The following is a 19,511-nucleotide window of genomic DNA, read 5'->3' as shown; positions in this document are numbered from 1 at the left end:
GAGAAGGAGGGGTGGCTATGCGGGAAGCGATCGCCTGCCTGATCGTCGACGACGAGCCCCCGATGGTGCAGCGGCTGACGCGCATGTTCGAGCGTTGGGCGGAGCGGCGGCTGCCTTACAAGCTGGTCGGCACGGCGTGCTCGGGAGACGAGGGGCTGGAGAAGGCGGCGCTGCTGAAGCCGGACCTGATCTTGACCGACGTGGTCATGCCCGGTAAAAACGGGCTGGAGATGATCAAAGCGCTGCGGGAAAGCCATCCGCGCATCGAGTTTATTGTCTTGAGCGCCTATAGCGACTTTGCTTATGCCAAGCAGGCGATCGCCATGGGCGTCTTTGAGTACTTGGTCAAGGTGCCGCTGCGGGAGCAGGAGGTGCTGGCGGCGCTGGACAAGGCGCGGGACAACATGATGGCGCGGGGGGAAAAGGAGCGGACGCTGCATAGCCTAAGCGGCTCCGTCAAAGGCGACGCCCACCGGATGCGCAAGCAGCTGTTCGAAGAGCTGGCGCGGGGAGAGCGGAGCGCCGCCTCGATGGAGAAGGCGAGCCTGCCGTACGCCCCCGGCTTTCGGACCGACCGGTACGCTTGCTTTGCCGTGCGGCTGGACGATTACGCGGCCTTCCGCGAAGCCTATGCGCCTGCCGACCGCCAATCGCTGCGGTACGGCATGATGAATATTATGGAAGAGGTTCTCCAGGCTTCGGGCGGATGCTTCGTTTTTGAATGGACGGGCGACACATTGTTCGGCTTCGCGATGATCCAGGAAACGGGCGAGTCGGGTTACGAAAAGAGGGGCGCCGCGCTCGGCGAAGAGATCGTCGGTCACGTGAAAACGTATTTGCGCCTGTCGGTGTCCGTCGGCGTCAGCCGGAGATACGCGGGCTGGGAGCGGGCGGAAGCCGCCTTTCGGGAAGCGCATGCGGCATTGACGGACGCGTTTTATAGCAGCTTCGGAACGGTCGTCACGCCGAACCGCCGGCCGTTCTACGACGAAGCCGACGTGCAGGTCGTTTTCGACCGGTTCGAGGTTGCGCTGGAGCGCGTCTCGTCGAGAGCCGACCGGGACGAGCTGGCGCCGCTGCTGAAGCTGCTGCATGCGTACCGCATCTCCCCGGACAAGCTGGTTCCCTATGCCGAGCGGTGGCTCGCGCGCCTGGAGCGGAAGCTGCTGCAGTCCGGACATGACCCGCAGGACGAGCCGAAGCTCCGTCCGGATGCCTGCATGCATCTGCATCAGTTCGCGGACCGGCTCCGCGAACAGTGGGAGCGGATTCTGTCGCGGACGGAAGCGCCTAGCCTAAGGCCGGATATGGCCAAGGCGATCTTGTACGTAGAAGACCATCTGAGCGAGCCGCTGTCGCTTGGTCAATTGGCGGACCATATCCATTTGAATCCGACGTACGTGAGCGAGCTGTTCAAAAAAGAACTGGGCGTCAACTTCACCGATTACGTCGCCAAGCGGCGGATCGATCGGGCCATCGCGCTCATGCGCAAGCGGGCGTATACGAATCAGGAGCTCGCGGAAACCGTCGGCATTCAGAACGAGAAATACTTTTGCACGCTCTTTAAAAAAATGACCGGTACTTCGCCGCAGAAGTACGAGACGGGCGGCAGAAGGAACGAGGAAGCGAGAGGATAGGCAGTGGCGACAACCCGTTATAAGAGGCGCAGGCCTTTGGAGCTGGAATGGGGCGCCGATACGGGCATCATCTGGCACCCATCGGAGACGGAGACGCATTACGAGCATCCCGTACAGTCTTTTTGCCGATTTCGCAAAAGCTTCGTGCTCCCGGCGGACGTATCGGCGGGCGGGAAGCTGCGCATTTTCGCAGACTCTAAATATATTGTCTATGTGAACGGCGTCTATGCGGGTCGGGGGCCTTGCAGGAGCGATCCCAGATGGCAGTACGTGGACGAGCTGGAGGTAGGCAGCCTGCTTCGACCGGGCGTCAACACGATTGCGGTTATGGTGCTGTACTATGGCTACGGTACCGGTCAATCGATCGACCGGATCCCGGCGCTGCTGGCAGAGCTGCGTGCCGCCGCGCCGGGCGGAGAAACGCTGATTGTAGGAACGGATGAGACGTGGTTATGCCGCATTGCGGCTGCCTACGACGAGCGGGCGCCGCGCGTGAACGGCTGCCAGGGGCCGATCGAGATCTACGACGCCCGGTTGGAGACGGAAGACTGGTTTAGGCCCGACGCGGACACCGAAGGCTGGACCTCTGCCAAGAAACGCGATTTCAGGCTCTCTCCCTTTTGGAATTTGCTCGAGAGGCCGATCCCGCTGTTGGAGGAAACGGAGCTGGATGCGAGTCGACTTGCGGGCCGCGGCGTCGCATCGAAGCTCGCGGCGCCTTCGGGCCGCCTGCATCTGGATATGATCGAAGAGACCAAAGGCATCCGCCTGTTCGCAGCCGATAGCTCGGACAGTCCGGTGGACGTCTGGTCGCAGCCGCCGGCGTCGGGCGATGCCGAAGTGCTGACCTACGACTTCGGCAGGATCGAGCCCGGCTATTTGCAGCTCGACGTGACAGGCACGATCGGCACGGTCGTCGACGTGGCGTATGCCGAGGAGCTGTGGGAAGGCAAGGCGCTTCTGAACGCGAACAACAACCGCTCGCTCGACCGTTTCATCCTTGCCGAGGGGCGGCGGCGCCTGGAAGTCGGCTTCGGCTGGAAGGCTTGCCGCTACGTGCAGCTGCGCATCCGACACGCGGATTCGCGCCCGGTATGCTTGCACCGGATCGGGCTGCGAACGCGCCGTTACCCGGTGGCGCAGCCGGCCGTCTTCAAATGCAGCGACTCGACGCTGCAGCGAATCTGGGACATCTCCGCGCACACGCTTCGCATCTGCATGCAGGATGCCTTCGTCGATTCGCCCAGCCGCGAGCAGCAGCAGTGGATGGGGGACGGACGCTGGCAGGCGCTGTACCAGACGTATTATTCCGGGGATTGGCGGCTGCACCGCAAACTGCTCGAGCAGGTCGGCCAATCGCAGGATTGGCAAGGCATGACGGCACAGCGTTATCCGGACGGACATCACAATTATCCGCCGATACCTTCATTTTGCCTGCACTGGGTGAGCTCCTTCGGCGAGTATATGGACGCTTACGGCGACGATGGGCTGCTGACGCAGTGGTGGCCGAACATCGTGCAGGCGCTGCGCTGGTTTTCCGGCTTCGAGAACGAACAAGGCTTGCTCGAGGACGTGCCATATTGGGCTTATATCGACGCGGGCGAGGCGCCGCTCGGCAGATGGCCGGACGTCGAGCGCGGCGGGATCGTGACGGCGCTTAACCTGCTCTACTTGGAAGCTATGCAGCGGGCTGTCGGCTATGCCCGTCTGGTTGGGGACTCGGAAGCCGAGGCGTACTATGCGGCGACCGGCGACCGGCTTGCGGACGCCATCAAGCAAAGCTTATGGATGACGGAGGCGGGAGCCTATACGGACTGCCGGGTCGAAGGCGCGCTCAGCCCCTTGTACAGCGAATCGGCGAACGCACTTGCCCTCGCGGTCCTGCATAATGCGGAGGATGTGCGCAGCGAAGCGATCTACCGGTCGGTATTCTCGGATGCGGCGCGGGGGAGGGCCATTCAAGCGAGTCCCTTTTTCATGCAAGTCGTGTACCGGGCGCTCAGCAAGCTTGGCCGCGATGACCGCATGCTGGAGCTGGTGCGGGAGCGCTACGGCCGGATGATCGAAGCTGGAGCGACGACGGTTTGGGAATGGTGGGGGTTGTTCTATTCGGATGCACAGACAGGGGAGACGCACTATAGCTCCGCTTGCCATGCATGGGGGAGCATGCCCGTATTTATGTTCTTGCGCTCGATTGTGGGCATGCGGTCGCTGAAGCCCGGTCACAGGGTCGTGGAGATCGCGCCGTGGCTCCCTGACGGGCTTGATTGGGCCGAGGGCGAGATTCCGACCGTCTGCGGACGGCTGGCCGTTCGCGTGGAACGTGAAAACGGTGTCCTGACTGGGGCGGTGCTGCTTCATCTGACGGTGCCGGAAGGGTTGGAGGTATTGGCGCAAGGCGAGACGCTCGGCGCCGGCGATCATGATTTGCGAATAGGTTAAAGTCGGGTTGGATGTCTTACGGTGCCGTACTATAGCTCATAGCCTCGTTTGGGTCTATTTGAAGACGGCTCGCTTGTTGCTAAAGGTACACTGGTGCACCGATCGATTTGCAAGGGACTGGCCTCGCAGCCGGCGTTAACGACCATTTGCGCTTCTAGGTACAGACGGAGTGTCGCGGAGATCGCGTTAACGCCTATTTGCACTTATCGGCACAGTCCCGAGCGGCTCGGAGGTGGCGTTAATGCTTATTCGCTCTCCTAAGCACAGCGTTACGCGGTTTTACCGCACAACTGCGCTCGCAACTCAGGTTTTGTCCGGAGTTACGCAATTTCACCGCACAACACGTCTCGCAGCCAAATGTTTGTACGGAGTTACACGGTTTTACCGTGCAACCGCATGCCCGCGCAGGTCAGACGCGATGCAGCCGCCGATGGGCCGACGGCGTCATTCCGAGCTTGGCGGTGAATACGCGGCTGAGATAAAACCCGTTTTCGTAGCCGCATTGCTGCGCGATCCATTCGAGCGGACGTGTCGTCTCCTCCAGCAGCCGGCAGGCTCGGCCGAGTCGCAGCCCGGTGACGTACTCGGTCGGCGTCGTCCGGTAAGCGGCGCGGAAGCGCCGGGTGAGCTGCACCGGACTGATCCCGAGCGCATCCGAGAGCACGCGCATCGCCAGCGGTTCATAGGCGCGCTCGAGCAGCCATCTGCGCGCTTCTTCCATATCGGGCGCGGGCGCGTCCGCCGTCGACAGCGCGGCCGATTCGGCGCGGCTGCGCTCAATCTCCATGAGCCGCCACAGATCCTCGATCATATGCTTCATCCGGCCGAGCGCGGGCTCCTGCCGTATGGCGCCTCCGATCTCCTTTATATACCGGTAGGTCGACATGAGGCGATCCGCGTCGTGCACCGTCCACTTTCCGCCAAGCGCCGCCGATTCCTCCGAACCAGGCGCAAGCTCCCAATCGAATTTGATGAAATGAAACGTCAGCGTCGACAGCGCGCGGCGATGAAAGACGATACCCGGCGGACACACGACGATGTCGCCGAACCCGGCTTCTCCTGCCTGCGCGCCGATCCGGTATTCGAACCGCCCGCGCTCGACCGCGAACATCGTCCATGCCGCATCCGTATCGTGCGCCAACTGGAACTGCTTTTTTTTGATCCAATACATGTAGGCTACCGGGCGCGACGACCAATTGTACCTCATGCGGAGACTCTCCCGTCATCTGTGAAATATCAGATATGGATATCGTAATAGGATGCATGTTATTTGGCAAGCGGGAGAATTAAGATGAAACAGAGGATAAAAGAGCGATTCGGAGGAGAGAGCGGCATATGCGGAGCGAAACGATAAAAACCGATATTACCGTCATCGGAGGCGGTCTGGCGGGCGTCAACGCGGCGATCGCGGCGGCACGGCTCGGACGTACCGTCGCGCTAGTCAACAACCGTCCGGTGCTCGGCGGCAATTCCAGCAGCGAGGTGCGCGTCTGGGTATGCGGGGCAACCGCGCACGGCGTTCAGCGCTACGCGAGAGAGACAGGCATCATGGGCGAGCTTTTCGTGGAAAATCAGTTCCGCAACAAAGACGGCAATCCGTACTTTTGGGATATGGTCGTGCTTGAAGCGGTAAGAGCGGAGCCGAACATTCAGCTTTTCCTGAATACGGACGTGCACGAGGTCGAAGCCGACGGCGCAGCCGACGACCGGACGATCCGCGCGGCGACCGGCTGGATGATGGGGGCAGAACGGCGCATCCGCTTCGAGAGCAAGGTGTATCTCGACTGCACCGGCGACGGCCTGGTCGGATTTCTGGCGGGCGCGAAGTACCGGCTGGGACGCGAGGCCCGCGAGGAATTCGGCGAAGAATGGGCGCCCGAAGTCGCCGACGACATTACGCTCGGCAGCACGCTGCTCTTCTATACGAAGGACGCCGGACATCCGGTCAAGTATACGCCGCCGCGAATGGCCATCGACGTGTCGAAGACGACGATTCCCGAACGGCGCATCATCCGGAGCGGGGATAATGGCTGCGCGTATTGGTGGATCGAGTGGGGAGGCGAGCACGATACCGTCCACGACAACGAGCGAATTCGAGATGAACTGTGGTCCGTCATTTACGGGATCTGGGACTATATTAAAAATTCCGGCAAGTTCGATGCGGACAACATGACGCTGGAGTGGGTCGGATCGCTGCCCGGCAAGCGCGAATACCGCCGGTTTATCGGCGACTACGTGCTGAACCAGAACGACATCCTGGCGCAGCGGGAATTCGACGATCGGGTCGCGTTCGGCGGCTGGTCGATCGACCTGCACCCGCCGCAAGGCGTGTATGCGACCGAGTCGGGTTCGAAGCATCTATATTCGGATGGGATTTACCACGTTCCGTTCCGTTCGCTCTACTCGGCGAACGTGAACAACATGCTGATGGCGGGCCGCGACATTAGCGCTTCGCATGTCGCGTTCGGCACGACCCGCGTCATGGCGACGTGCGCCGTGATCGGCGAAGCCGCGGGCACCGGCGCTGCGCTGTGCGCAGCCAAGGGCATTACGCCGCGCGAGCTTCACGCCGGCCATCTGCGCGAGCTCCAGCAGACGCTGCTCCGCCAGGACGCGTCGGTCATCGGGCTGCGCGGGGACGACGAGAACGACCTGGCCCGACGCGCAAGCGTCTCGGCGTCCAGCGTGCGCAGCCGCTTGGTCATCGAGCAGCCGTCCCGCGCCGCGCCGCTCTCTGCCGACATCGGCATCACCGTGCCGGTCGATCCGGCGCTGGACGGCATCGAGCTGCTCGTCGACGCCGCGGCGAACACGACGATTATCGTCGAGCTCTGGGACACCGGCCGACCGGAAAATTACGTGCCGCGTGCCAAGCTCGCGGAAGCGTCGGTCGTCTTGTCCGCAGGCAGCCTACAGTGGGCGAAACTCGGCTTAAGCTGGGTGCCGGAGACGCCGCGCAACGCGTTCCTCGTCATCAAGGCGAACGAAGCGCTCGTGCTGCATCTGTCGGGTCGGCCGAGCTCGGGCGTACTCGCTTATCGCAAGAGCGATCTGGCAAGCGTCTCGCGGCCAAACGAAGAACGTCAGCAGGGGCAGCCGCTTGTCGAGTGGAACAAGCACGAATTCGATCATGCTTCGCCATGTATCCGCCTGACAGCAGCGACCAGCGCCTTCGCGGCCGACAAAGCCATCGACGGTTACCTTCGCCCCTACGGCGGACCGCATATGTGGTCGTCCGAGCGAATAACGGAATCCCGCCCGGAATGGCTGGAGCTTGCTTGGAGCGAGCCGACGCCGATCCGCGAGCTTCATCTCGTTTTTAACGACGACGTCAACGACGACCTGATCAATCTGCACCACCATGTCACGCCGTACGAGGCGATGCCGACGCTCGTCAAGGACTACCGCGTCGAGTCGCGCGATGGCGCCGAATGGGTGACGATAGCCGAGGGACGCGGCAATTACAAGCGCAAGCGTGTCCACCGCCTCGATGCCGCTATCCTTACGGATCGGCTTCGTATTGTCGTCGAAGCGACCAACGGCTGCGAATACGCGGAGATCGTCGAAGTGCGAGTCTATGCCTAAGCCCACCCGATACTGCTTCGCTTCATCGCTCGAGAGGATTTAAATTCAAGGACGCGATTCTGCTTCGTATAGCGAAGAGGGATCGCGTCTTTGCCGTTCTCTACGTTTCGTACGCCGCAATCGAATATTGCTTATTTTGTCATCTGAGAATTAAAATAGATGGCGGTTCAGGTTATTGTTGCAGCGACGGATCCGCAGGAATGTTCCATATCGATCGGCCGAGAGTATCTTCGGTCTTTTGGAGGATAACCATGAGAAACGTGAAAATTCTGGAAGATATGCTTTCGACAGGCATGAGATCCGTGACGCTTGAAAATGACAAGTTGACTGTCGTCGTGCTGCCCGACAACGGCGCCGATATTTACAGCGTCGAGTATAAGCCGAAAAACCGCGTCAATGTGTTGTTCCAATCACCGAGCGGGCCGCGGCGACTGCCAACTATTTTCGATTCGGGCAACTCGGAGGAGCAGTGGATGGACCGTTACTACGGTGGCTGGAATTACATGTTCCCCAATATGGGGGCGGCTTGCAGTTACAAAGGTGCTTCGATGGGTTTTCATGGAGAAGCGTCCGTTGTGCCGTGGCAGTATGAGCTTGTGGAAGAGGAGGAAGGCGTTTCTCTTCGGCTGACAACAACGCTGCTGCGGACCCCTTTTATTTTGGAAAAGACCATCTCGCTCGGCATCGGTGCGGACAGCTTCCTGATTCATGATCGGATCACGAACTACAGCGAGGTTTCGGTCGACTACATCTGGGGGCAGCATATTGCGTTCGGAGCACCTTTGCTCGGCGGCGGCAGCCGTCTGACCGTACCCAGTGACAAGTTGGAGGTCGAGCCGTTTCCGGAAGGCAGTGACCTATCCGCATGCAGAATTCCGGCTGGCATTCAGGGCTGGCCGATCGTGAAGGATTTCGACGGCAAGGATATCGATCTCAGTAAGATGCCCCCGGAAAACAATCGATCGGCGGACATGTCCTACTTGACCGGTATGCGAGAAGGCTGGTACGAGTTGGTGAACGACGAGCTCGGGCTGGGCGCACGGGTAGAATGGGATCTCGAAGCATACCCGTACGTCTGGCTGTGGCAGGAATTCAAGGGAACGCTGACCTACCCTTTCTATGGCAGTTATTATGTGATGGGGGTTGAACCGAGCAGCACGCCATTGTCGGGCGGGTTGGAGGCTGCTGTCAAAGGGGGCTACGCTCGGCAGCTCGGACCCAAAGAATCGCATGAAACGTCGACTTCAATGAGGCTGTTTGAGCGCTAGTACAACGTTATATAAGTTTGTTCAGTGTTCGTTTCTATGACATCTGGTCAGTGCTCAACAAGTACTTGAGATGTAAAACATACAGTCCGTGCTCCTGATTTCTGCAGTTGACCGTATGAAATTCTCCTCGTGCCCATTGAATTGGGGAATCCTACTTGTTAACCGGGATTCGCTGGTTCTCGCTGTATTTTCCGCTGAAAAATCCGCCCGCCTGCGAAGACAAGGACAGGGCGGCCCCCTTCATCTTATGATCAGCCTTTGTAGCTTCGTCCATCAGAACGAAGGTCGTATCCGCCAATCGTTCCTTTTGCCGACATTGTTTAAATCCTGGTGAACACAGGGGTTAATGTAAAATTTTTGCTTGTTTGATATGCCACATTGATTATATCAGTATTGAACGATTTGTATTAGACATTAAATGCACGTAACCCTAGAATGAGTATCGAACAAGCGAAACGAAAGGAGTACTGTCTGTAGGAATTAACCTATCGGAGCCAGAAGGGGATGAAACAAGATGGCGGAAGAAACGAATCATGATTCTGCAGGTGCGGGCTATGAGGTGGCATATGAGCGGTTGAAGACGCAATTAAGTCTCGAACGTACGGCACAGGAAAAGATTGAGGTAAGCTGGGATGATCTCCTCGGGATGGCAACCCCAATATCCAAGCAGATACCGATACAGGTGCCTTTCCACCCTAACATGGTTTATTTGCATCCGGATGCCTCCATCACTGTCGGCCTGAGATCGGGTGCCTTCGCACTCGGGGTTGCAGGCGGAGCGGAGCCGAGATTTCCCGATATGCGCCGCACGGTCCGTCATCTGCACAAGGGCTACCTACCGGTGATTGATACGAAGTGGCAAGATGAGAAGCTGAAGTTTAAACAGACAGCGTTATGTTATCTTCCAAACGATGAAAAAGTGTTAACCGGCAAAGAACGCCAATGTCTTTTGATACGGCTCGTTGTAGAGAATACCGGCAATGAGTCGTCGAAGTCTGATCTGATGGTGACAATCGGCAGTCCGGGAGAAATGATGAGTGCGGTCCAGCACGATTTTTTTATGGAACCAGGGAACGATCACAACCTGCTGGGTTTGAAATATGGACCGTCGCATCTCTCCTTCACGGCGTCTCCTGAAAGATGGCGGCGAGATTCGGGGGGATTTGAACTTCTGGAGTCGGCCATTCTGAAGTCCGATCGCTTTATCCTTTCCTATAAAACTGATGAAAGCGCTAACGTACGCTTTGAATCGGCATCTGCAACTTTGCCCGCGGACGAGCAGTCGGTGATGTGTGAAAATGCGCTCGTTTTCACCACCACTCTTCAGCCGGGCGCTTCGCAGACCCTTGACCTGGTGGTAACCGACAGCGGCAGCCTGATTCCGGCAGACGAGGCTGAAAAGATGCGCGGCATCAACTTCGATCAGGCTCTGATCGAGACTGAAAAGCGTTTAAACGGCATTCTTGGCACCGGTATGAAGCTGCAAACGCCCGAGAGCCGTCTGAACGATATGTATAAGTCGCTGATTCTTTCCTGTTTCGGATGCATCGCACAGGACCCGAATCGTCCCTGGAAACAGCCGTATCAGACCCCTTTTCTGCCAGAAATCCTTCCCTGGGAGCAAGCCTTTATGCTCGTCCCCATGATGTCTCTCGGGTTTTATCAAGAGGTAGAGCCGTGCCTTCGCTTCTTTGTTGACAGGCAAGCGGGTGTAGGATCGCACGCCGTTGATCAAGGACCTGTTGGCGCAAAATCGTTCATTGGTTCTTATCCGGGACAGGCATCAGGGGAGTGGATGAACAACACCGGCTCCACCTTGTGGATGCTGGCCGCCTATTACCAATACACGAACGACGGCAAATGGTTGAAAGAGATAAGCCCGAGCATCAACGCTGCCTGGAAATGGATTCAACAAGAAAGGGAAGGTACAAGAATTCTTAAGGAAGATGGCGAAAAGGTCGAGTTTTACGGTTTGATGCCATCCGGCCGCGCTGGTGACTGGGGAGAAGGATCTTACATCTTTACCTTCAATGATAACTATACGTGGTATGGAATGTCTGAAATAGCAAAGGCGTTTGAGAACGCAGGCATACCGGATGCGAAGAACCTTCTTTCAGAGGCGGATGAGTATAAAAACTGCATACTTGATGTCCTCCGCAATGAGGAAGGAATGGACCCTGAAACAGGACTTCATTATGTACCTAATGCGGTTTTCTGGAAGAAAGGTCACCGCCCGAGTTGGTGGATGGCCGATGGCCCCGTGCAGCTTTACTATACCGGATTGTTGAAACCGGGCGATATCCGATTTGAACCTATGGTGGAATATACGGCACGCAAGCACGGGATACTACTCGGCATGCATGAGACCTACGGACATCCCGAATGGTATAACGCCCAGACGGATCATACTTATCACATGTGCTATCTGGCCAGAGGCGAGCATGAGAAAGCGCTGTTGACCTTCTATTCCTCCCTGGTCTACGGCATGTCGCATGACTGCTACCAGACCCAAGAGCGTACGAATGTGTATGATCCGTTCTTTGGAAACTCAACCTATCATCCCAATGGATCTAATATCGGTCGTCACCTCGCCATGCTACGGAGGACGGTGATCGACGAGCAGCATGCAGACGAAGGAAGACTCTGGCTCCTCAGAGGCTGCCCGAGCAGGTGGTTTGAAGAAGGAGAGACGATTGTCTTCGAAGATGCTCCCACACTATTCGGTAAAATGGCATTACGCACCAAGTCCGATGGGAAAAGCGTAGTGGTAGACATCGTGCCTCCGACTGCTGACTCGCTAAAAGAGATGGTGCTGTCGGTTCGCCATCCCGAGGGAAAGGCGCCTGATTCCGTAACCGTTGATGGCAAGTCTGCGAGCTTCGAAGGGGAGCAGGTGGTGTTGCAGCCAGCCAAGGCGCCGATGAAGGTGGTTTTCGAATTTGGATCCCGACTGGTTAGCCCGAGTCCGTCATAGGGAAATAGAACTCTATGCCGGGCATTGCCAAAGTGGCGTAATAGCAAAGGCAGACGAATGTTCGCATTCGGTCTGCCTTTTTTGTTGAAGCGACCCTTGAAAGAGTGAATTTCGTTCCGATCGTTCCGTTAAGCCTATGCGGACACAATGAGAGAAGGATACAAGGCAAAAAAAACGCTTGATTATAAACCAAACAACAAAGTACAGGTATGACAACGATTTGTCATTGTAGAACAGGCTGTCGCTCTTTAAGATATAGTCAATCAAAAAAAGAGGAGCACGAATATGACAATAACCGGCGGCAAAGGCACCGAGATGTCCATCCCGATACATATCCAGCCTTTCCGGCAAGCTTATGCCCGACCGCTGGCGGAACAGATCGCGCAGGCGCAGGCAAAACGCGTATTCCTTGCCGCGAGCATTCACATCGGTCATCTTCCCGATCTTGCGCTAGTGAAGGAAGAAGCGGCCATTCTTAAAACGAGTATCGAAATGTACCGAAAGCTGGGCGTCGAGGCCGCCTACTGGGGAAATACGATCGGACACGGCGGTTCGCTAGTAGAGGGCGCAACGCGCGAATTCCAGCAAATTGTCGGACCTTCAGGGGAGGCGGTGAAAGGGGCATATTGTCCGCTTGACGAAGCCTTCAAAGCCTATTTGGGCGAGGTTTACGGCACGATAGCCGAATCAGGCGTGGAGATGGTCATGCTTGACGACGATTTTCGTTTGCATTCGCGCAGCGAAGCGCCGGTCGGTTGCTTTTGTCCGCTCCATATGAACGAGTTCCGGAAGCGAGCGGGAATCAAGATCGATCGCGAGCAACTGGTGGAGATCGTGCTCCACGGCGAAACTTCGCCGTTAAGAAGCTTGTGGTTGGAAGTGATAGGTGACAGCCTTCTCGGATTGGCAAGCGTAATTGAACGAGCGGTGCATGAAGTAAATGCCCAAGCCAGACTCGGTTTGTGCGCTGTTATGTCGCATTGGACGCATGAAGGTGTCGAGATGGAACGGCTATTGCGAACGTTGTCCGGCAGTACGCGGCCCTTCGTGCGGACGATCGGAGCTCCCTATTGGTCCAAGGAGCCTCATCGGATCGGCTGGATCGTAGAATATACCCGCTGGCAAATGCATTGGCTGCGAAATATCGATGTGGACATTATGGCGGAAGGGGATACGTTTCCCCAGAATCGGTTTCACTGTCCGGCAGCGGACCTGAACGCTTTTAATCTCGGAATTCGCGCCGCGGGAGTACCCGGAATCCTTCAGTATGTGCTTCACTTTTCATTTTCAGCGGGGTTGGAGACAGGCTATCTGGAGATGATAGAGGAAAAACGAAAGCTATACAGCGCCATTGAATCTTTCTGTCCGCCCCACTACTGCAGCAAAGGTGTCAAACCATCCATGGACCCCTACTCTTTCGAGCGGATAAAGCTTCCAGAAAGCGGTAGTACCGCTCATTATGACTGGCCGGATCCGCCGGTATCGCTGCAAATGCTGTCGCGTCTTGGCATTCCCGTCAGCCATGACGACGATGAAGGTCCAGTTTGGCTCAGCGGATTCAGTGCATCAAGCCTTCCTCACGACGAATTAATGCGTCTGCTCGATCGAGGTGCGGTCGTCGACGGTCCGGCTGCGCAGTGGCTCATTGACCGAGGAATTGATATCGGGCTTATGACGATTAGGACCGCTGAGACGCCGGTATTTGAACGATACGTGGACGAAGGCATATGCGGCAAGTATGCAGGAGAATATATGTGGCTCATCGGGTATGGTCCGTCGGGATTTTATGAGGGAGAGTTACAAGCCGGTGCGCGAATCGTCACGGAATTTCTCGGTCTTTGCCTGAAGCCGATGCGCCCAGCCGTCATTCACTATGAGAACGCCGAAGGACAGAGATTTTGCATTCTTCCTTTTGATCTGCAAGAGGCTATTCTCAGCAAGCAGCTTGTGTTTAACTACGCCCGTCAGGCTCAGTTAGCTTCCAGCTTGGCTTGGATTAACCGGAACGCGTTGCCGGCAACGCTGCCGGATCATCCCGACGTCCACCTCATGTGCAGAGCGGCGCCGGATGGGGAGAGACTCGTGATTGTCATCCACAATTTGAGTCTGGATCCGATCGTGCGGCCGTTGTTGCAGTTGAACCCAAATTTACGATTATCGGGTACAATGGAGTGGTTGAATTCCGACGGACTTGTCGTTGCGGATCCCGAATATCGGTACGACGTTGACGACCGCTTCGGCTACCTTCGGCTGGAAACGACTCTATCTCCGCTCGGATGGATGGCGGTCGCGATCGGCAATCCGCGGGGATAACGACTTGGGGGAATCGGTGTGCTGGATCAACCGAACAAGCAGCCCAGATTTACAATCTACACGAAGTTGGTCGTCACCATTCTGATTATCATTCTCCCTATTTATGTCATCAGCCTGCTGATGAACAAGTATGCGGCCGATATTGTGCGCCGGGAGCTGTCCAATTCAATGGAGCAGAAGGCCGAATATGCGATGGATTCGATCGAAACGGAAATCGAGCGAATTGTCGGCCTGCAGCAAACATTCATCAACGATCCGGACCTGAACGATCTGAGCATTCGGTTCGGATCGTTGACTTATTACGAACAAACGAAAGCTTTCAACGATCTCTCTTACAAGGTCGGAGTCCTCGCAGCCTCGAGCAAGTATATTCAAGAAGTGTTCGTAATCATGCCCAATATTCAGAAGCGGCTGTCGTCCCGCACTGGCGTTGAAACGTGGAATTGGGAGGAATACGAAGGCATTCGTACCGCTCGCAGGTCGCACGTGCCATCCGTGTATTACAACGACCGGCTGCTAATTCCGATCGGCTATCCCGTATCGACCCGATCGCAATTTATTGTGGCCATTGAGTTGTCCGTGGACACGATCGGAAGGGATTTAAACTTCCTTCAATCGGCAAAAGATACTGTCGTCATATTGGAGGACTACCTTTTTAGAAAGGCTCTGTACCGGAAGGCCGACACTGACGCCCCCTCTACTGCCGGAGACGGCAATACGAGAGCGGTTCTTGAGCACGCGCGCGAGAAATTCCTGACCACTGCCAAAGAGTCACAGCTACTAGGCTGGCGACTGACGGTCGATATGCCCGAGAACGTGGCGCTCAAGCCGGTATATGCCCTAAAGAAATTTTATTATTTGATCTCCTTGTTCGCCGTGGCCGTGGCGTTGCTCGGGTCATTGATCATCTATCGGCTTATCCATTCGCCGCTGAAGAAGCTCATATCGGCGTTCAGAAGAGTGGAACAAGGGACGTTGGACGTTCAGATCGACAGGAGAGAATTGGATGAGTTCCATTATTTATACACCCAATTCAACAAGTCGGTCAAAAAGATCAAACAACTGATCCAGGAAGTGTACGAGAAGACGATTCACAGCCAGCAATCCGAGCTCAAGCAACTGCAATCGCAGATTAATCCCCATTTTTTCTACAATAGCCTCTACATTCTGTACATGATGGCACAGGAAGAAAATTTGGCCGGCGTCAAGGACATGTCCCGGCATCTTGGCGATTATTTTAAATTCATCACGTATACCAATTCCGATCTCGTGTCGCTTGAATCCGAGTTGAACCATGCCAGAAACTACGCGTCCATTCAACAGCTTCGCTTCAGCAACCGGCTCGAATGCGAATTTGTCTTGGAAGGGGCGATAGTCGACTGGCGCGTGCCTCGACTGATCATTCAGCCGATCATAGAGAATGCCATCAATCATGGCATTAGCGGCCTGGAAGAAGGGGGCAAGGTCATCGTCTATCTCCGTTGCGAGCCCCGGGTACTGACGCTGAAGGTGAAGGACAACGGCGCAGGAATGGACGAGCGGATGCTGGCCGCGCTGAATAAGGGACTCGCGAACGGGCTGGAAGGCAGCGACATTCACGGCATCTACAACATTCACCGGCGCTTGAAGCTGCAATACGGATCGGCAAGCGGGGTCTATCTTCACAGTAATGAAGCGGGCGGTTTAACCGTAACGATACATATCGAGATGACGGAAACATCTTAGAGCAGGAGAGATGTCTATGAAATCGATCTTGATCGTCGATGACGAGCCAGTTATCGTCCAAGGCCTCATGAATGTCGTTCACGACATGGAAGGCGATCTGCAAGTCTGGAAGGCGCACACAGCCAAGGAAGCACTGCAGATTATGGAGCGGCATCGGATTGATATTCTGATCACGGATATCCAGATGCCCGGAATGACAGGATTGCAGCTCTCCGAGATCGTCTGCCGGCAGTGGAAGCATTGCAAGATTATTTTTCTGTCGGGTTACAACGATCAGGATTATTTGCAATCCGCTTTGCGTCAGGGAGCATTCGACTACTTGATCAAGCCTGCCCACAACGAAGTGATTATTGACTTAATCGAACGGGCGAGCGCCCAGATCGATCATGAGACGGACCACTTGCAGATTATGGAAAAGGCGCGGCGTCAGTACAAGGAAGCGCTCCAGGTACTGCGCGAGGATTTCTTCAGCAAGTTGATTGCCGGGAGAGTGGAGGAAGGCCCCGTCCTGCAGGAGCAGCTGGACGCGCTTGAGCTGCCCTTCAACAGGCACGATTCAATTGTCCTGGTCGTCGCTCGGATCGATAAATGGCCGATCCAATTCACTGGAAAAGACCGCATACTTTTGTCCTACGCGGTCGAAAACGTGATGGAACACCATTTGGCGGAAAAATGCCGTATCTACTCCATAAAAAGGGAATCGTATATCATCTGGTTCGTTCAACACAGGAACGGTGACGATACGCTATACGAAAACAGGCTTGGTTTGCACGGCTACATCAGCGAGATGCTCGAAAAGGTGCAGCAGGATATTCGCAATGTGCTGCATTTGTCATTATCGCTCGTTTTGTCCCAGCCCGACATCTCCTGGCAAACCGCCGGACAAGCATATTCGGCGATGTATGCCTTGCTGCAGCGGGGAATCGGCCTTGATAAAGAAATTATTATCGACGATATAGATGCCGGAAGAGATGCCGCTTCGGACCTCAGTTACGAGCAAGCCGCGCTCTCTCGACATATTGAAAAGATACGGACCAAGCTGGAGAACAACGACATTACGGCGTTTTACGACCAATTGAAAGAGGTGTTCGACCTTGCACGCAAATCGGTATATGTAAGCTACACGGGGCAAATGGAAATTTTCAATACCGTGTCGGCTATGCTGTTGTCCTACATAAACCGGAGAAAATTATCCGATATGCTAGCGAACGAAATCGACTTTAACGGTCTCGGCAATTACAGAATGCATGCCAACTGGGAAGAACTGCTTCGCTATTATCTAGATATTGCAAGGAGCATCGGTAAGCTCCTCGAATCGGAAAAAGAGGATATCAAGACGCGAATCGTGAGCGAGATCGACAGCTATATTCAGAGCAATCTCGGCGGCGATCTGTCGCTTCACCATCTCGCTTCGCGCGTTCATTTGAGCCCGCACTATTTGTCCCGCATCTATCATGCGACGAGCGGATCCCTGCTTGCAGAAAAGATTGCAAGTATCAAAATCTCAAGAGCCAAAGAAATGCTCACCTCCGGGGATATTAAAATTCAGGCCGTCGCGGCGGAACTTGGTTTTGACAATAATCTGTCCTATTTTAGTAAATTTTTTAAGAAAAGGGTCGGCATAACACCTGTTGAGTACAAGGAGTTATGCCGAAAGACCAAGTTAGATCTGCGTGAGGAATCTTGACAACATAGTGCATAAAGAGCAATGATCTTCTCTTGTTTGCCATTGCTGTCAGCCATAGAATGTGACTTAAGCCACCATATGCGGCTGACAATTGAAGAGGGGGACGCCTATGCAACCCAGAGCACGAAAGATCAAAATAACATCGCTGCTGCTCGCGCTTGCCGTCATTCTCGTAAGCGCCTGCAACAACGGCAAAGGTAACACCGATTCGCAGCCAACAGGCAGCGGGGAAGCTTCCGCTTCCTCGACCGCAGCCTCGCAAGAACCGGCAGATAACGCTCCATTCCACAAATTCGATCCGCCGATCGAATTGACGACGGGCAGAGCGACAGAAGGCATGAAATTCGAAGAAGGCCGATCCATTGATAACAACGAGTATTATGATGCCTATAGGAATCAGTTAGGCATATCGGTCAAGAATGAATGGGTTGTCAGCAGTGTTGCAGGGTACTGGGACAAAGCGAACATTTCGATTGCTTCCGGATCCATTCCGGATGAGCTCCTTGTCAATGGTTCGCAGTTAAAAGATTTGATTGAAGCCGACATGATAGCGGATTTGACTGATGTTTTCGAGAAATATGCCAGTGAAAATACAAAAAAGATGATGTATGCGGACGGCGGTATCGCTATGAGGGCATCCAGCTATAACGGAAAGATCTACGCGCTTCCCATTACCGCTAGTTCTATTGACAGCGCCGGGGTGCTTTGGATTCGCGATGATTGGCTGAAGAAGCTTAATCTGGATCCGCCTCAAACCATGCAAGATGTCGTCAATATTGCCCAAGCATTCAAGGATAGCGATCCGACGGGGAAGACGATCGGGTTCGGGATGTCCAAGGAACTGCAGTATATGGGTTCCCCGAATATCGGAAAGTTGATGAATGCCTTCCACGCTTACCCGGAATCCTGGGTGAAAGGCAGCGACGGTAAGCTCGTGTACGGCAGCACGCTGCCGGAAATGAAAAAGGGGCTGGCGCTGCTGGCTGAAATGTACAAAAAAGGGCTAATGGACAAGGAGTTCGGAGTCAAAGACATGCAAAAGGTGTTCGAATCAATCTCCGCCGGCAAATTGGGGTTGTTCTTCGGAGACATGGCTGCTCCGCTCTATGCGATCAACGGCTCCAAGAAGAACGATCCGAACGCCGAATGGAGCGCTTATCCAATCCCATCTGCAGACGGACAGCCCGTGCTGGTCGAAATGGGGGGAGTGGCGGACCAATATCACGTCATTCGCAAAGGATATGAGCACCCTGAAGCACTTTTAGAACTAATGAATTTCTGGATCGAAAAAAATTGGTTCAATCCGGAGCAAGGTTTATCACGGAATGAGAAGACGGGAGTCGAGTACTATCGCTATGGACTTGTTACCGCTTCACCGCCAGAGAAAAATCTGAACGATCACCTTGAAATCGCCGCGGCTCTCTCAAGCGGAGATGAGTCCAAGCTAACGACCGACCAAAAGTACTATTATGAAAAAATAAAAAAATGGCAAACGGATAAATCCGACGTAGGGGATTGGGGATTCGACCGCGTGTTCGGGGTCAATCATTCGAGCTTGGAAGTTATTAACAACTATAAAAAGAACAATGGACTTCATATAACGGAGTTTCTCGGCGGTTCCACACCGGCGATGGGCGAGAAGATGGCCAGCCTGAAAAAGATGGAGCAAGTGATGGTTATGAAAATCATCCTTGGGGAATCCGGGCTTGAGGCATTTGATAAGTTTGTGGACGACTGGTATAAACAAGGCGGAAAACAAATTACGACAGAAGTCAACGAATGGTATCAGCAAGCTCAATAAAAAATTGAATTATCGTGCACATGGAAGAGGATGGGGGGCGATCTTCCGTCCTCTTCCGCATTCAAGTTTTCGAAAGGTG

At 55.2% G+C, this 19,511-nt stretch carries 10 protein-coding genes; 9 read left to right on the top strand and 1 reads right to left on the bottom strand.

Translation table 11 applies throughout. The annotated features are described in order from the left end of the window. Positions 1-17: 17 nt before the first annotated feature. Both ACFSR7_RS26795 and ACFSR7_RS26790 read left to right on the top strand, forming a co-directional pair. A complete protein-coding gene (locus ACFSR7_RS26795; protein WP_378166948.1) occupies positions 18-1,637 on the top strand; it encodes a response regulator in 1,620 nt (539 codons plus the stop codon). Between the two features lie 36 nt (positions 1,638-1,673). Beyond that, positions 1,674-4,079, top strand: a complete 2,406-nt coding sequence (locus tag ACFSR7_RS26790; protein WP_378166946.1) for a family 78 glycoside hydrolase catalytic domain — start codon at positions 1,674-1,676, stop codon at positions 4,077-4,079. 409 nt (positions 4,080-4,488) lie between these two features. On the opposite strand, the gene ACFSR7_RS26785 is transcribed toward ACFSR7_RS26790, so the two are convergent. Continuing rightward, on the bottom strand, positions 4,489-5,286 hold the full coding sequence (locus ACFSR7_RS26785; RefSeq protein WP_378166944.1) for an AraC family transcriptional regulator: 798 nt from the start codon (positions 5,284-5,286) through the stop codon (positions 4,489-4,491). Positions 5,287-5,414: 128 nt separating this feature from the next. Here ACFSR7_RS26785 and ACFSR7_RS26780 point away from each other — a divergent pair, with 128 nt between their 5' ends. The 7 genes from ACFSR7_RS26780 (at position 5,415) to ACFSR7_RS26750 (ending at position 19,432) form a co-directional block, all read left to right on the top strand. Beyond that, positions 5,415-7,664, top strand: coding sequence for an FAD-dependent oxidoreductase (locus tag ACFSR7_RS26780; RefSeq protein WP_378166942.1), 2,250 nt, complete (start codon positions 5,415-5,417; stop codon positions 7,662-7,664). Positions 7,665-7,915: 251 nt separating this feature from the next. Continuing rightward, positions 7,916-8,932: a DUF4432 family protein gene (locus tag ACFSR7_RS26775; RefSeq protein WP_378166940.1), complete on the top strand. Its 1,017-nt coding sequence runs from the start codon at positions 7,916-7,918 to the stop codon at positions 8,930-8,932. 514 nt (positions 8,933-9,446) lie between these two features. Continuing rightward, complete coding sequence (locus ACFSR7_RS26770; protein ID WP_378166939.1) at positions 9,447-11,906, top strand: glucosidase family protein; 2,460 nt, start codon at positions 9,447-9,449, stop codon at positions 11,904-11,906. A gap of 285 nt (positions 11,907-12,191) precedes the next feature. After that, entirely contained in the window at positions 12,192-14,219 is a 2,028-nt protein-coding gene (locus ACFSR7_RS26765; protein WP_378166937.1) for a hypothetical protein, read from the top strand. A gap of 18 nt (positions 14,220-14,237) precedes the next feature. Continuing rightward, positions 14,238-15,944, top strand: a complete 1,707-nt coding sequence (locus ACFSR7_RS26760; RefSeq protein WP_378166935.1) for a sensor histidine kinase — start codon at positions 14,238-14,240, stop codon at positions 15,942-15,944. Positions 15,945-15,954: 10 nt separating this feature from the next. Then, positions 15,955-17,631 (top strand): response regulator transcription factor, encoded by a 1,677-nt coding sequence (locus ACFSR7_RS26755; RefSeq protein WP_378166933.1) that lies wholly within the window; start codon positions 15,955-15,957, stop codon positions 17,629-17,631. A 109-nt stretch (positions 17,632-17,740) separates the two neighbouring features. Next, positions 17,741-19,432, top strand: a complete 1,692-nt coding sequence (locus ACFSR7_RS26750; protein WP_378166931.1) for a type 2 periplasmic-binding domain-containing protein — start codon at positions 17,741-17,743, stop codon at positions 19,430-19,432. The last annotated feature ends 79 nt before the right edge of the window (positions 19,433-19,511 follow it).

The organism is Cohnella sp. GCM10020058 (assembly GCF_042683485.1).
Lineage (GTDB): Bacteria > Bacillota > Bacilli > Paenibacillales > Paenibacillaceae > Cohnella.
Note: the sequence above shows the minus strand (reverse complement) of the source record. Positions and strands in the feature narration are given on the sequence as shown.